Here is a 13,538-nt window from a genome sequence, read left to right as displayed (position 1 = left end):
GTTCAAGCATCAAGCGCATGGGAACGTCCGTGCGCGTCCAGCGCTGTAGCGGGACGGGCCCGATGCCCGACAAGGATCATGGCATGCCGACCTCCCCATCGACCCGCGCGCCCGTGCCGGGCGCCCCCGAAACCGACAGCTTGAGCGAGGGGCCCGCGCGCGAAGGTTTGTCGCGGCCGGTCGCAGCGTTGATCGTCGCCGGCGTGCTGGGTGCGAGCGCGGTGCTCGGCCGGCGCAACGCGCCCGATCCGTCGCATCCCAAGACGCGGCGCTGGTACAAGCGGCTCGACAAGCCCGACTTCACGCCCCCCGACAGCGTGTTCGGCGCGGTCTGGCCGGTGCTCGAAACCGGGCTGGCAGTCGGTGGCTATCGACTGATGCGCGCGCCCGCCGGCCCGAGTCGCAACGCGGCGGTCGGGCTGTGGCTGCTCAACACGGCGATGGTCGGCGGCTGGACCGAATTGTTCTTTCGCAAGCGCGCGCTGGAGACGAGCGCGGTCGCCGCGGGCGCGATGGTCGTCACCGGGGCGGCCTATGTCGCGACCGCCGCGAAGGTCGATCGGCCCGCGGCGGGGTTGGGCGTACCGTTCGTCGCCTGGCTGGGCTTCGCCACCGTGCTGGCGGCGGGGATCAGCCGGCGCAACGATTCGCGACGATGAGCCGGCTCACCGTCTGGCATGACGGCGACTGCCCGTTATGCCGTCGCGAGATTGCGCTGATGCGCCGGCTCGACCGGCGGGGTGCGATCGACTTTATCGACGCGACCGACGGCGACGCGTCCTGCCCGATCGATCGCGGCGCTCTGCTCGCGCGGTTCCACGCCCGCGAGGATGGGCAGATGCTGTCGGGCGCCGCGGCGTTCGCGGCGATGTGGCGGGCGATCCCGATACTGCGCCCGCTGGGCTTCGCCGCGCGCCAGCCGACCGTGCTGCGCGTGCTAGAGCGCGTCTATGTTGGCTTTCTGCGCGTCCGGCCCAAGCTGCAACGTGCGCTGCGTCGGGGCGAGGCGAACGGGCGATGACGGTCCGCCGCGATCCCGTGCGGCCGGGGCAGACGAGCGTGTGGGACTTTCCTCGGCCGGCGATCGCGGTGCCGAGCGCGCAGCATGTGCGGATCGAGCATCGCGGCCAGGCGATCGCCGACACGCATGCGAGCGTGAAGACGCTCGAGACGTGTCATCCGCCCAACTATTACATCCCGCCGGACGCCATCGCGATGGGGCTGTTCCGCCGGTCGACCCACACCTCGTTTTGCGAATGGAAGGGCGATGCGGTCTATTACGACCTGCTGATCGACGGCGAGACGCTCCGCGGCATTGCCTGGAGCTATCCCGCCCCGACGCGCGCCTTCGCCGCGTTGCGTGACCATCTCGCCTTCTATGCAGCGCCGTTCGATGCATGCTTCGTCGACGACGAGCGGGTCGTGCCGCAGCCGGGCGGATTCTATGGGGGGTGGATCACCAGCGATCTTGCCGGGCCGTTCAAGGGCGTGCCCGGCAGTCGCTATTGGTAGAAGGCGTCAGTCCAGGCCAGCCGCCCGGCGGACGGCGAGGCCTGCACCCGCCCAGTCGACATCCTCGCCCTCCAGCGCGATCGCGGTACGCAGATGATCGCGAACGATCCCGAGCAGCGGCATCGGCGTCCGTGACGCGCCCGCCGCGGCGTCGACCAGGTTCATGTCCTTCAACCCCAGCGGTGCTGCAAAGCCCGCTGGCTTGAAGGCATCTGCTACCAGCATGTCGCCATAGGTCTTGTAGACCGGCGCTGAGAACAGCGTGCCGGTCAGCACCTCGAGCAAGGTCGCCCGGTCGACGCCGCCCTTTTCGGCCAGCGTCATCGCCTCCGCCATCGCCTCGACCGCGGCCATGATCATGAAATTGCCGCTCAGCTTGACCAGATTGGCGGCCGAGGGCGTGGTGCCGACGCGGAAGACGCGCTGGGCGATCGCCTCGAACACCGGTTCGCACAGGTCGATCAGGTCGTCCGCGCCGGCCGCGACGACGAACAGCTTGCCCGCCTCCGCCGCGGGCGGGCGGCCGAACACCGGTGCGGCGACATAACGCTGCCGCTCGCCCGCGAGCCGGTCGGCGAGCGCGACGCCGATCGTGCTGTGCGACACGTGCAGCGCCGGGCTATCGAGGATGCCGTCCTCACCGAAGACCACCGCTTCGAGCGCGCGATCGTCCGCGAGCATCGTCATCACGACATCGCCCTGCGCGGCGGCGGCGGGGGTGTCCGCGAGAACCGCGCCCGCCGCAACCAGCGCATCGGCCTTGCCGGGTGAGCGGTTCCAGACGGTGACCGCGTGGCCCGCCTTGACCAGATTGGCGGCCATGGCGCTGCCCATTTGGCCGAGCCCGATGAATCCGACCTTCATGCTACTTCCTTCCGAATGCCTGTCGCCGGGCCAACGCACACCGCGACGGATCGCTGCGTCATGCGCGCAGCGGGAGGCTGAGGCGTGCGAGCAGTCCGCCGGTCGTCGAACGCCCCAGGACGAGCGTGCCGCCGCTGAGTTCGGCGAGTTCGCGCGTGATCGACAGCCCGAAGCCATGGCCATCGCCGCGTTCGTCGAGGCGTCGGCCGGGCAGCATCGCCTGCGCGATTGCCGCGTCGTCGATCCCTTCGCCATCGTCCGCGACGTCCAGCGTCACGACGCCGTCTGCCGCCGCGGCGCTGATCGCCAGCGCCGCGCGCGCATGGCGCCAGGCGTTGTCGAGCAGGTTGCCGATCATCTCGTCGAGATCCTGCGCGTCGATTGCGACCGCGAGCCCGGCGGGGATGGCGATGTCGACCGCAATCGGGCGGTCGGCATGGATGCGGCGCAGCACCGCGACGAGGTCGTCGACCGCGGGGGCGATCGGCGTCCGGCTCCGCGCGCCGCCCGTGGCATCGGCGCGCGCGCGGCCGAGATGATGGCGCACGCGACGGTCGATCTGGTCGACCATGTCGCGGACGTCGTCGCCCGCGCCGGCCTCAGCGATCCGCAGCGACAGCGCGGCGAGGGGGGTCTTCAGGCCATGCGCGAGGTTGGCGACGTGCTGGCGTGCGTGCGCGAGCCCGGCGGCATTCTGGTCGATCAGCGCGTTCAGTTCGGTAACGAGCGGTTGCAGCTCGCCCGGTTGCTCGTCGGGGACATGCCGCTGCGTGCCCGCGCGCACGGCGGCGAGCGCGGTGCGCAGATCGCGCAAGGGCCGCAGCCCAAAGCGCAGCTGGAGGAGCGTCGCGAGCGCGAGCCCTGCGCCGAGCAGCGCAAGCGAGCCGAGCAGCGGGATCATTGCCTCGCGCAGCGGTTCCTCGACGATCCGGCGCGGGCCGATCGCGGTGATCGTCACCGCACCGCGTGGCGTGGGCACCTCCATCGTCCGCGAATGGAGCCGCTCGCCGCTGCTTGCCCGCGTGTCGCCGGCGTGAAGCTGGCGGTCCTCGGGGCCTCCGGGGCCGGGCGGGGGCGGGGGGCGATCGGCACCGGGCTTGGGCGCCGGCGGTGGTGCGGCAGGTCTCGGGGCGGGGAGCGGCGGCGTCGTACCGCTATCGACCCGACCGGCGGGGCCGTCGACATGCCACGACCAGTCCGATCCGGGGACGCCGAAGTCGGGCAGGTCGACCGCGCGGGTCCGGTCGAGCGTCGCGTCGGGGCGGACCGCGCGGGCAAGCACCGCGACCTGCGCGTCGAGGCGCTCGTCGAGTCCGCGCATGACGAACCGTTCGAGCACGTTGCCGATCGTGATCCCCGCGAAGACGAGCGCCAGACCCGTCGACAGTGCGGCGATCGCGAGCATCCGGCCGAACAACGATCGCGGGATGAGGCGTAGGGGCTTCTTCATCGCCGTGCTCGCGGGAGGATGGAAAAGGCCAGCGAGGTCACGATCCGTCCGCCGTCAGGCGGTAGCCGCGGCCGCGCACCGTCTCGATCATCTGCGCGCCGATCTTGCGGCGCAACCGGCCGATGATAACCTCGATCGAGTTCGAATCGACATCGGCATCGCCTTCGTAGACTCGCTCGATCAGGTCGGCGCGTTCGATCACGACTTCGCGGCGGAGCATGAGCGCCGACAGCACGCGCCATTCGAACGCGGTGAGTTTCAGCGGCAGGCCGTCGAGCTCGAACGTGCCGAGCTGCGCGTCGAACGCCAGCGGGCCGCAGGTGACTCGCGCCGCAGCGTGGCCGGCCGCGCGGCGGACGAGCGCGCGAAGTCGCATCACGACCTCCTCGACGCGGAAGGGTTTCACCACATAGTCGTCCGCGCCGGCCTTGAACCCCTCGACCTTCTCCGACCAGCCGTCGCGCGCAGTCAGGATGAGGACCGGCAAATCGCGGCCCGCGGCGCGCCAGTCGCGCAGGACGGAGAGCCCGTCGCGCTTGGGGAGCCCGAGATCGAGCACCGCCGCGTCGTAGAGTTCGGTGGCGCCGAGATGGCCGCCATCCTCGCCATTGCTCGCGACGTCGACCGCGAAATGCTCCGCGCGCAGGGCTCGCGCGAGCCCGTCGGCGATCGCCGCATCGTCTTCGACCAATAATACCCGCATGCGCATCCCCTATGTCCGAGACCCCAACGGAATCTGAACGGCTTGGTTCAGCGGGCGTCGGCAGCGTGCGCCTAAACGGTGATTCGTCAACCAATGAGAGGAAAGACGCACGTGACCGAACATTCCCACATCGCCCCGAAAAAGGGCTTCAACTTCCGCCGCAACCGCCTGGCGCTTGCCGCGGCCGGCCTGCTCGCCGTCGGTGGTGCCGCCGGTGCCGTCACCGTCGCCGCCACGCGCCCCAGCGTGACGATGGCGCCCGCCACGCCCATCGCGATCCGCTCGCTCCAGTCGGACGGCATCGTCACGATCCGCGGCACCGTCGCCGAGATCTACGGCAACAAGTTCGTGATGGCCGACCAGACCGGCCGCGCGCTGGTCGACCTCGGCCGCGAGGGCGACAATGGCGCTCTGGTCACCGCCGGCCAGCCGGTGACGATCCAGGGCCGGTTCGAGGATGGCTTCGTCCATGCCTCGTTCCTGGTCGGTGCCGGTGGCAAGGTGACCGCGCTCGGCCCGATCGGTGGCCCGCCACGTGGTCCTGGCGGTCCGGGTGGCCCCGGTGGTCCGGGTCGCGATGGCCCTGCCGGTCCTGGTGGTCCGGGTGGCCCCGGCGGTCCGGGGGCGCCTCCGCCCCCGGCCGGCATGGCACCCCCGCCGCCGCCAATGACTCCGGGTGCGGCGCGTGCGCCGGTCGGTGTCCCGGCGGGTGCGCCTGCTGCCCCGGCACCGGCGACCGCGCCGGCACCGCAGGCGACGCCAGCGACCTGATCCAGATGGAGCCGGTCATGCCGGCTCCATCACTCGTTCACTGCCGACAAAGCGGGGGCCGCAAGGACTCCGCTTTGTCGTCGTTGCGCGTTCAGGCTCGGCGCGCGATCTGCGCGGCCCTTGGCGTTTCGGCGCGGCGCGGTTGCGTGGCGGGGGGCAGGATCCAGCACCGCGCAGTCACGGCCAGCGGCAATGCGAGCAGCAGGCCTGCGCCGACATCCCAGACGCCGTCGCCCACCAGCCCAGCGCCGAGACCCGCGACGGTCGACACGCCCAGCAGGATCGGTACCGCGAAGATCTGGCGGTTGGTCTTGTGGCTCATGCTGTTTCTCCCGCCATCACGACTTCGCGGACCCGTTGCTCGCTCGGACCGCCCTTGCGGCGCAGCCACAGATACAGGCCGCTGCCGAGCACCACGATCGTCAGCACGTCGAACACCGCCCAGACGATCTTCATCACCAGCCCGCCATAATCGCCGAAGTGCAGCGGCTGCGCGAGCAGCATCGCCTGCATGTACCACGGCATCGGCGTCACCGAATCGAGTCGCCCGGTCGCGGCATCGACGAACCCGGGCAGCAGCAGCTTCGACGTCATCGGCGTCGTGCCCTTCATGAACACCGCATAATGATGCTTGCTGCTGAACACGACGCCGGGGAAGGCGATGAACTGCGGTTCCATGTCGGGCGCCTTGCGCTGCACCGCGTCGAGCGCCGCCTGCACCGAGGCGCGATTGGGGCCGAGCGGCGTGCGCGTCTCGCTCGCGGCGATCGCGGCAAGGCCGTTCGCCTTCCAGATGTTGGTGATCGGCACCACGAAGGTGTTGATCGTCCCCGTCACGCCGACGACGCTCGCCCAGGCGAGCGTGACGATGCCGAGCAGATTGTGGCGATCGAGCCAGCCGAGCCGCTTGCTGCGGCCGCGTCGCAGCGTGCCGAAGTCGAGCTTGGCCATGAACGGCGCGTAGAGAACGACGCCCGAGACGATCGCCGCGAAGAACAGCAGGCCCATCACGCCCAGGAAGATTTCCGCCCAGAAGCCGAGCAGCATGTCGGTGTGGAGTTCGAGGATGAACGCCATCACGCCGGGAACGTAGGGCGGCATCGTCGCACCGGTGCGCGCGTCGAAGGCGAGGAAGTGCATCGCCGCCGGTGCGACATCCGCGGTCGCGCCGGTCGTCACATAGACGATCGGCCGGTCGTCATCGAAGCTGATATAGAGCGGAATATCGCCCGGCGCGGTCGCGGCGGCCCGCTTCAGGATCGCGTCGAACGGGAGCGATGGCGTGCCCGCGGGCAGAGTCGCCATCGGCGCGGGCGGGTTGAGCCAGCCATCGATCTCGTCCTGGAAGATCAGCGGTAGCCCGGTGACGCACAGCATCAGCAGGAACGCGGTGCAGATCAGGCTCGTCCATTTGTGGACGAGGTACCAGGTCTTGATCGTGCCGCGAGTCATGCGCGCGCCGCGGCGTCGTCGAACGAAAAAGGCGGCCGGATGCTCACCGGCACACACGTACAGAGTTGATAACGATGTGCAATAGCGATGTGAACGAGCAACCTTTCAACCACTCCTCCCCCGCCAGGGGGAGGAGTGCAGTAGGGGCGCGTTACTTGAGCAGGATCAGCGCCTTCGACAGCGTCATGTAGATCCCCCAGAGGATCGGCAGCCCGACCGCCAGCCATGCGAAGATCACGATCGGCGAGGTGCCGGTTTCCGCCGCGACGGTGCCGCCGGCAACCGTCTCGACCGCCCGCGGCGCATCGTCCGCCGGCATGTGGAACTTCGCGGCGACCGGCCGGACGAACAGGTTCGCGACGAACCCGGCGACCAGCATCGCCGCCAGCACCCAGAAGATCGGCGGGTAGATATCGCCGCGCGGCACGCCCGCGGCGATCGCCCGGTCGCGCATGTTCGCGACGAGCAGCGGCCCGACCACGCCCGCGGTCGACCAGGCGGTCAGCAACCGGCCATGGATCGCGCCGACATATTTCGTCCCGAACAGATCGGCGAGATAGGCCGGCGCCGTCGCGAACCCGCCACCGTACATCGATGCAAGGATGCAGAAGACGAGGATGAACAGCCCGAGCGTCGTGCCCGCAAGCGCCGGTGCGGCAAGCCCGTAGAGCAGCGCGCCCGCGACGAGGATGGTCGCGAACAACGGCTTGCGGCCGATCCGGTCGGACAACCACGCCCAGAAGAACCGGCCGCCGATGTTGAACAGGCTGATCGCGCCGACAAAGCCCGCGCCGACCGCCGCCGCCGCCTTTTTCTGGTCGTCGTCGAACGCGGTGAACAGCACGCCGGGCGCATCGATCAGGCGACCGCCGAACAGCTCCTGCAACATCGGCGATGCGATGCCGATGATCCCGATCGAGGCGGAGACGTTGAAGAACAGCACCAGCCACACCAGCCAGAATTGCGGCGTGCGGTGTGCGTCGGACAGCGCGACGTTGAAGCGGCTGATCGATGCCTTGGCACTGGTGGGTGCGGTCCAGCCTGCCGGTGCCCAGCCCTCGGCCGGGACGCGGTAGCCGATCGCGCCGGCCATCATGAACACGAAATACACAGCCGCCAGCACCAGGAACGTCTGCCACACGCCGACGCCGGTCGCGCTGGCGAAATGCTTCATCAGCAGATCGGCGAGCGGTCCGCCGATCATCGCGCCGCCGCCAAAGCCCATGATCGCCATGCCGGTCGCCATGCCGCGCCGGTCGGGAAACCATTTGATCAGCGTCGAAACGGGCGAGATATAGCCGAGCCCAAGCCCGATCCCGCCAATCACGCCCGATCCGATCCAGATCAGCCACAACTGGTGCATCGCCACGCCGATCGCGGCGATCCCCATGCCGCCACACCAGCAGAAGGCGGCGACGACGCCGGCCTTGCGCGGCCCCGCGCGTTCGAGCCAGCCGCCCCAGATCGCCGCGGCGCCGCCGAGCACGACGAAGAACAGCGTGTACGTCCAGACGAGATCGCTCACCCGCCAGTCGCAGCTCGTCGTGGTCAGCGCGCCGAGCAGCGAGAGGTTGGGGCAGGCGACGGGGTCGGTGATCCCGATCGCACGCGACAGCGGCAGCCAGAAGACGCTGAACCCGTACGCCATGCCGATGCACAGATGGATCGCGAGCGCGCAGGGCGGCACCAGCCACCGGTTGAAACCGGGGGCGGCAACGGTGCGCGCGCGGCTGAGAAAGCCGTGTCCGCTTGCGTTACCGATGCCCGTATCGATCGTATCCGTCATCCAACCCCCGATTATATTTGGTTATCTTTCGGGAGCGTGGACGATCAGGCGGTGAATGTCACCCGCAGCGTTTCAAAACCGTCGATCGTTGCGCTGACGCTTTGCCCCGGGCGGATCGGGCCGACTCCCGCGGGGGTGCCGGTGAAGATCAGGTCGCCCGGCGCCAGCTCGACGAAGGTCGACAGCGTCGCGATGATCTCCGGCACGCTCCAGATCATCATCGACAGGTCGCCCGACTGGCGAGTCTCGCCGTCGATGGTGAGCGCGATGCCGCCGCTGGCTGCGGGCATCCCCGGCGTGATCGCGCCGATCGGGGCGGAGCGATCGAAGCCCTTTGCCATGTCCCATGGCCGGCCGATCGCCTTGGCCGCGGCCTGCAGATCGCGCCGGGTCAGGTCGATGCCGACCGCGGCGCCGAAGATCGTCGCTGCGGCATCGGCCACTGCGATATCCTTGCCGCCTGCGCCCAGCGCGATCACCAGCTCGACTTCGTGATGGAGGTCCTGCGTCTGCGGCGGGAAGGGGAGCGTGCTGCCGTTTGCGACGACGGCGTCGGCGGGCTTGGAGAAGAAGAACGGCTCCTGCCGGTCGGGATCGGAGCCCATCTCGCGCGCGTGATCGGCATAGTTCTGGCCGACGCAGAAGATCCGGCGGACGGGAAAGCGGTCGGTCGTACCGGCGATGGCGACGCTCGGCGCGGTGATCGTGGGAATGTGCATGGTGGCTCCTTTGGCGGCCTACATCACGTGTCCGGGCATGGTTTGCAACGCACGCGGAACGTCCTCCGGCACGATGGGTTGGGCCTGTCTACGTAGTGGAGATCGCGATGCCCAGCACCCAACCCGTCCGTTTCGACCCGTCGGTCGAGACGATCGCTCCCGACGAAGCGGAGACGTTGCAGGGCCTCAAGGCGTCGTTCCAGGAGATATTGGAGACGACGTCGCAGGATTATGGCCATGCCGTCCGCGCGGTCCATGCCAAGGCGCACGGCATCGCGCGCGGGTCTATCACGATATCCGAGGGCCTGCCGCCGCTCCTCGCGCAGGGAGCCTTCGCTAAGCCCGGTCGTCACGACGCGGTGATCCGGATCTCGACCAACGCGGGTGACATCCTCGACGACAGCGTCAGCCTGCCGCGGGGGCTGGCGCTAAAGATTCTCGACGTCGCAGGGGATCGGCTGCCCGGGTCGGAAGGCGACACGACGCAGGACTTCATCATGGTCAATGCGCCCGCTTTCTCCGCGAGCGATCCCAAGGCGTTCGGCAAGAACCTCAAGCTGCTGACCAAGACGACGGATCGGTTCGAGGGCGTGAAGAAGGCGATGTCGGCAACGTTCCGCGTCGTCGAATCCGCGCTGGAAGCAGTCGGTAAGCAGTCCGCGACGTTGCAGACATTGGGTGGCGCCAAGCCCGTGCACCCGCTCGGCGAGACCTATTATTCGCAGACCGCGTTTCGCTACGGCGATTCGATTGCGAAATTCGCGCTGGTCCCCGTCTCGCCCGAGTTGGTCGCGCTGACCGGCACCCTCGTCGATATCACCACGCGCCCGGATGCCTTGCGCGAGGTCGTTCGCGAAGCGCTGGCCGAGCATGGCGGGACGTGGGAACTGCGCGTGCAGATCAACACCGATCTCGAGGCCATGCCGATCGAGGACGCGTCGGTCGTGTGGGACGAGGCGATCAGCCCGTTCACGACGATCGCGAAGCTGGAGGTCCCGGCGCAGGCGTCCTGGGAACAGGGCAGCAGCGAGCGCACCGACGACGCACTCGTCTACAGCGTGTGGAACGGGATCACCGCGCACCAGCCGCTTGGCGGGATCAATCGCGTCCGCAAGGAAACCTATGAGCTGTCGTCCGAGTTTCGCGGACGGTTCAACGGATGCCCGGTGCATCAGCCCGCGAAGCTCTCCGACCTTGCGTGACGCGTCGGCCAAGGGCAGCGCATCGCTGAAGCTGTTCCACGTCAGCGACGTGCATTTCGGTGCAGAGGATCCGGCGGCGATTGCTTGGTTCTCCGAACGGGTAGCGGACGAGAAGCCCGACGCGGTCATCATGACCGGCGACCTGACGATGCGCGCCACCAAGGACGAGTTCCAGCGGGGCGGCGACTGGCTGCGCTCGCTGGGCGTGCCGGTGACGCTGGAAGTCGGCAACCACGACATTCCCTATTATTGGGATCCGTTCCGGCGGTTCTTCGCGCCCTATCAGCGCTATGCGGCGGTCGAGCAGATGATCGAACGGCCGCTCGAGCTTCCCGGCGTCACGGTCGTGCCGCTGAAAACGACCGCGCGCGCGCAGTGGCGGTGGAACTGGTCGAAGGGGCGCGTGAGCTCAGGCTCGCTCAAGCGTGCGCTGGCGATGATCGCCGACGTGCCCAAGGGCAATCTGATCTTTATCGGCGCGCATCATCCGCTGATCGAGGGGGGGACCACCGGCACCGCCAAGACTCGCCACGGCGACGAGGCGCTGACCGCGCTGGCGGAGGCGGGTGCGCATGCGGTGCTGTCTGGGCACGTCCATGATCCGTTCGACGTGCCGGTTGAGCGCGAGGGGCGGACGATCCGGATGATCGGCGCGGGCACGCTGTCGAAACGGACTCGCGGCAGTCCGCCTGCGTTCAACGAGATCCGACTCGAAAGCGGGCGCTTCGTGACACTCGCGCGGACGTTGTCGCCGGAGGCCAAGCATTCGATCACGTCGCCAAGCTGAGCGGGGCCGGTCGACGCCCCCTACCGCAGGCCGTTGCTCGTATACGTCATTCTGACTTGCATCCAGACCCCGATCAACGGTTTGCCGTCTTCCTTTGGGGGTAGGATGCGAAACTGCCATGCGGCTTGTCGCATGGCGCGTGCGATGCCCGATCCGACCGGCGATTCGCTGACCGTCCGGCAGTTTTCGACGCGATAGTCGGGGGCCGTCTTGCAGGCGATGATCCCCCAGCTCCCCGCGGGCTGATGGGACAGATAGCCATCCATTTCCGCATCCGTAGGTTCACGGTACCAGGCGACCATCTCGTAGATGGGCCCACCGTCCGGTCCTGAGCCTGGGCCGTACACCGCTGCGCTTTTCGTCTTGGGCTTGAGAGGCTTTTCGTCTTCCACCTTAGCGAGACGGTCTTCAGGATGCCGGGCCAGCTTTGCGACATCGGCCGCCTTGAACAGTTCATCACCCCCGAGCAGGTCGATCCCTAGCGTCAATTTGCCCGGAGGAGAGGCAGGCACGCTTCTGATCGGTGGTGAAACGCGCGGCGGTGTAGGCGGCTTTTCCCTTTGACCGCGACTTGCCGGTTTTGCCTCGGCCGCGGCTGGCGAACTTTGCTCCGGCGAGGGTGCTCCGCGGTCCGGAAGCATCTGGAATGTCGTCGGATTGCGTTGCCCGTTAGGCGAGGTTGGTAACGACGGGCCTAGCCGTAACACTAACAGAAGGATCAGGACGTGCGCGATGACGGTCAGGATGAACGCGGTGCTGCGCCGGCGTGCCGCGCCGGGCGTCTCGTTCGACGAAGGATGGTACGCCGACCGCATCGGCAGTCCGCCTAGACCGGCAACGGTCCAACGGCAACGTCCGGCATCGACGATCTTTTTTGCGCTATTCACCTGCAACGTGCCTGTCGGGTCAGTCGGGCGCGATCAGCAGGGATGCGATCTGGTCCGCGGCGGCGCCGGCGCCGTTCTCTCGCGAAACCTGCGCGCCGATCTGCGCAGCCTTCGATTCCAGGGACGGGCTCAGGATCGTGGCGATCGCGGCCCGCGCGCGCGTCGTCGTGAACTGGCGCGACGACAGCGTCCGGCCGACACCCATCCTCTGGATCCGACGCGCATTGTCGTGCTGGTCGCCCATATGCGGCACGACGAGTTGGGGTTTTCCCGCACGCAGCGCCTGGCCGGTCGAGCCGGCGCCGCCATGATGGATGATCGCGCACGCGCGTGGAAACAGCAGCGAGTGCGGCGCATAGCGGCAGACGTGAACCATCTCGGTCGAAACCGCCTGCGCGTCGTTGCCGGTGAGCAGGACCGCTCGCAGGCCGAGCGCCTGGGCTGCCGCTGCCGCCGTCGCGTAGAAATCGCCCGGCGCAAACGTGGCGAACGATCCCAGCGTGAACACCAGCGGCGCCGGTCCCGCGGCGAGGAACGCATCCAGCGCCGGATCGAGCCTCTCGGGCGCGCCGGTATCGCTGTCGAACACGGCAAAGCCGGTGATGCGCATCGTGGCGGGAAGATCGGGCTGTGACGGCGCGATAAGCGGCGAATAGCAGCAGAGCGTCAGCGCGGTGGCAGCGGGCGTCTCCAGCAACAGCGCCTGCGCGGACGGCGGCAACCCGTGCGCTGCGCGAACCGCGTTCACGGGGCGTGCGTGGCGGTGCCGCAGGACCCCGCGCATGACGCGGTATACCGCCCTGTTCCACGCTCTGCCGACCGGGCCGGCCGGGGCGGGGGCCATCATCCGGAAATCGGGGGTGCTGGGCGGGGCGTAAGCGGAGAAGGTCGCCATCGGCTGCAGCAGCACGTTGACGAGCGGTACGCCGCGTAGTTCCGCGACGATCGGCGCGGCGAACACGAACAGCGATGCGACCAGCGCGACCGCGCCGTCCATCGCCGCGTCCAGCGCGGTCGTACTATCGGCGAGCCACGGCATCAGGATCCGGTCCATCAGATAGGTCTGATCCGCCATGATCCGCCGCGCCGCCTGTTCGGGCGGCAGGCCAAGCGCCTTTGCCAGCGTATCGAACCCGCCGACGATCGCCACACCGGTCAACCCCGCCGCTTCGACCTTCGCGACGTGATCCGCCGGCACCGCCAGCACGACCGCGAACCCGCGGGCCTGCAGCGCGAGACCGATGGCGATGAAGGGATGCAGGTCACCAAGCGAGCCGATCGTGGCGAGGACGATCTTCCGCATCGGCGCTGGGGTCCTTTTCGGCCGCTGGAACAGGGGCCGTCATCAGCCGCCGAGAGCCGGCTGGTACGACATATTCATTGCGGGAAAATGTCAGCGACGGGC

The 13,538-nt window shown here is 68.6% G+C and carries 15 protein-coding genes; 6 read left to right on the top strand and 9 right to left on the bottom strand.

Translation table 11 applies throughout. The features are described from left to right. Positions 1–83: 83 nt before the first annotated feature. Genes ASE79_RS18805 through ASE79_RS18795 form a run of 3 tightly spaced genes read left to right on the top strand, consistent with a single transcriptional unit; the run spans position 84 to position 1,512 of the window. Positions 84–659, top strand: a complete 576-nt coding sequence (locus ASE79_RS18805) for a TspO/MBR family protein (protein ID WP_082445454.1) — start codon at positions 84–86, stop codon at positions 657–659. Continuing rightward, on the top strand, positions 656–1,021 hold the full coding sequence (locus ASE79_RS18800; protein ID WP_056420330.1) for a thiol-disulfide oxidoreductase DCC family protein: 366 nt from the start codon (positions 656–658) through the stop codon (positions 1,019–1,021). The genes ASE79_RS18805 and ASE79_RS18800 overlap by 4 nt, the downstream gene beginning before the upstream one ends. Beyond that, positions 1,018–1,512, top strand: a complete 495-nt coding sequence (locus ASE79_RS18795) for a DUF427 domain-containing protein (RefSeq protein WP_056420328.1) — start codon at positions 1,018–1,020, stop codon at positions 1,510–1,512. The genes ASE79_RS18800 and ASE79_RS18795 overlap by 4 nt, the downstream gene beginning before the upstream one ends. A gap of 6 nt (positions 1,513–1,518) precedes the next feature. Here ASE79_RS18795 and ASE79_RS18790 read toward each other — a convergent pair whose 3' ends face one another. The 3 genes from ASE79_RS18790 to ASE79_RS18780 are packed head-to-tail and all read right to left on the bottom strand — an operon-like array spanning position 1,519 to position 4,529. Further along, on the bottom strand, positions 1,519–2,553 hold the full coding sequence (locus ASE79_RS18790; protein WP_156359774.1) for an NAD(P)-dependent oxidoreductase: 1,035 nt from the start codon (positions 2,551–2,553) through the stop codon (positions 1,519–1,521). Then, positions 2,435–3,826, bottom strand: a complete 1,392-nt coding sequence (locus tag ASE79_RS18785; RefSeq protein ID WP_056420321.1) for a sensor histidine kinase — start codon at positions 3,824–3,826, stop codon at positions 2,435–2,437. Before ASE79_RS18785 ends, ASE79_RS18790 begins: the two co-directional genes overlap by 119 nt. A 37-nt stretch (positions 3,827–3,863) precedes the next feature. Further along, positions 3,864–4,529, bottom strand: a complete 666-nt coding sequence (locus ASE79_RS18780; RefSeq protein ID WP_056420590.1) for a response regulator transcription factor — start codon at positions 4,527–4,529, stop codon at positions 3,864–3,866. A gap of 111 nt (positions 4,530–4,640) precedes the next feature. Between ASE79_RS18780 and ASE79_RS21335 the strand changes: the two genes are divergently transcribed. Continuing rightward, positions 4,641–5,300, top strand: a complete 660-nt coding sequence (locus ASE79_RS21335; RefSeq protein ID WP_056420318.1) for a hypothetical protein — start codon at positions 4,641–4,643, stop codon at positions 5,298–5,300. A 91-nt stretch (positions 5,301–5,391) separates the two neighbouring features. Here ASE79_RS21335 and ASE79_RS18770 read toward each other — a convergent pair whose 3' ends face one another. The 4 genes from ASE79_RS18770 to ASE79_RS18755 form a co-directional block, all read right to left on the bottom strand. Next, on the bottom strand, positions 5,392–5,622 hold the full coding sequence (locus tag ASE79_RS18770) for a hypothetical protein (RefSeq protein ID WP_056420315.1): 231 nt from the start codon (positions 5,620–5,622) through the stop codon (positions 5,392–5,394). Next, positions 5,619–6,752 (bottom strand): PepSY-associated TM helix domain-containing protein, encoded by a 1,134-nt coding sequence (locus tag ASE79_RS18765; RefSeq protein ID WP_056420313.1) that lies wholly within the window; start codon positions 6,750–6,752, stop codon positions 5,619–5,621. Before ASE79_RS18765 ends, ASE79_RS18770 begins: the two co-directional genes overlap by 4 nt. Positions 6,753–6,903: 151 nt before the next feature. After that, positions 6,904–8,538 carry an OFA family MFS transporter gene (locus tag ASE79_RS18760; RefSeq protein WP_056420310.1) on the bottom strand — a complete coding sequence of 545 codons (1,635 nt, stop codon included), beginning with the start codon at positions 8,536–8,538 and terminating at the stop codon, positions 6,904–6,906. 44 nt (positions 8,539–8,582) lie between these two features. Then, on the bottom strand, positions 8,583–9,257 hold the full coding sequence (locus ASE79_RS18755) for a fumarylacetoacetate hydrolase family protein (RefSeq protein ID WP_056420307.1): 675 nt from the start codon (positions 9,255–9,257) through the stop codon (positions 8,583–8,585). A 107-nt stretch (positions 9,258–9,364) separates the two neighbouring features. Between ASE79_RS18755 and ASE79_RS18750 the strand changes: the two genes are divergently transcribed. After that, positions 9,365–10,459, top strand: a complete 1,095-nt coding sequence (locus ASE79_RS18750; RefSeq protein WP_156359762.1) for a catalase family protein — start codon at positions 9,365–9,367, stop codon at positions 10,457–10,459. Beyond that, complete coding sequence (locus ASE79_RS18745; protein ID WP_235517062.1) at positions 10,452–11,246, top strand: metallophosphoesterase family protein; 795 nt, start codon at positions 10,452–10,454, stop codon at positions 11,244–11,246. Before ASE79_RS18750 ends, ASE79_RS18745 begins: the two co-directional genes overlap by 8 nt. A 20-nt stretch (positions 11,247–11,266) precedes the next feature. Here the strand turns inward: ASE79_RS18745 and ASE79_RS21150 are convergent, their stop codons facing one another. Then, on the bottom strand, positions 11,267–12,133 hold the full coding sequence (locus ASE79_RS21150) for a hypothetical protein (protein ID WP_156359761.1): 867 nt from the start codon (positions 12,131–12,133) through the stop codon (positions 11,267–11,269). Between the two features lie 19 nt (positions 12,134–12,152). After that, positions 12,153–13,436 (bottom strand): glycosyltransferase, encoded by a 1,284-nt coding sequence (locus ASE79_RS18735; protein ID WP_056420301.1) that lies wholly within the window; start codon positions 13,434–13,436, stop codon positions 12,153–12,155. Positions 13,437–13,538: the final 102 nt, after the last annotated feature.

It is taken from the genome of Sphingomonas sp. Leaf28 (assembly GCF_001421685.1).
GTDB classification, from domain to species: domain Bacteria; phylum Pseudomonadota; class Alphaproteobacteria; order Sphingomonadales; family Sphingomonadaceae; genus Sphingomonas; species Sphingomonas aurantiaca.
Note: the sequence above shows the minus strand (reverse complement) of the source record. Positions and strands in the feature narration are given on the sequence as shown.

Coding starts and splice junctions, on each gene's coding strand:
- ASE79_RS18755 (WP_056420307.1), bottom strand. CDS start 9,257: ATGCACATTCCCACGATCACCGCGCCGAGCGTCGCCATCGCCGGTACG.
- ASE79_RS18790 (WP_156359774.1), bottom strand. CDS start 2,553: ATGGCTTCGGGCTGTCGATCACGCGCGAACTCGCCGAACTCAGCGGCG.
- ASE79_RS18770 (WP_056420315.1), bottom strand. CDS start 5,622: ATGAGCCACAAGACCAACCGCCAGATCTTCGCGGTACCGATCCTGCTG.
- ASE79_RS18735 (WP_056420301.1), bottom strand. CDS start 13,436: ATGCGGAAGATCGTCCTCGCCACGATCGGCTCGCTTGGTGACCTGCAT.
- ASE79_RS18765 (WP_056420313.1), bottom strand. CDS start 6,752: ATGACTCGCGGCACGATCAAGACCTGGTACCTCGTCCACAAATGGACG.
- ASE79_RS18780 (WP_056420590.1), bottom strand. CDS start 4,529: ATGCGGGTATTATTGGTCGAAGACGATGCGGCGATCGCCGACGGGCTC.
- ASE79_RS18785 (WP_056420321.1), bottom strand. CDS start 3,826: ATGAAGAAGCCCCTACGCCTCATCCCGCGATCGTTGTTCGGCCGGATG.
- ASE79_RS18750 (WP_156359762.1), top strand. CDS start 9,365: ATGCCCAGCACCCAACCCGTCCGTTTCGACCCGTCGGTCGAGACGATC.
- ASE79_RS18800 (WP_056420330.1), top strand. CDS start 656: ATGAGCCGGCTCACCGTCTGGCATGACGGCGACTGCCCGTTATGCCGT.
- ASE79_RS18795 (WP_056420328.1), top strand. CDS start 1,018: ATGACGGTCCGCCGCGATCCCGTGCGGCCGGGGCAGACGAGCGTGTGG.
- ASE79_RS18760 (WP_056420310.1), bottom strand. CDS start 8,538: ATGACGGATACGATCGATACGGGCATCGGTAACGCAAGCGGACACGGC.
- ASE79_RS18805 (WP_082445454.1), top strand. CDS start 84: ATGCCGACCTCCCCATCGACCCGCGCGCCCGTGCCGGGCGCCCCCGAA.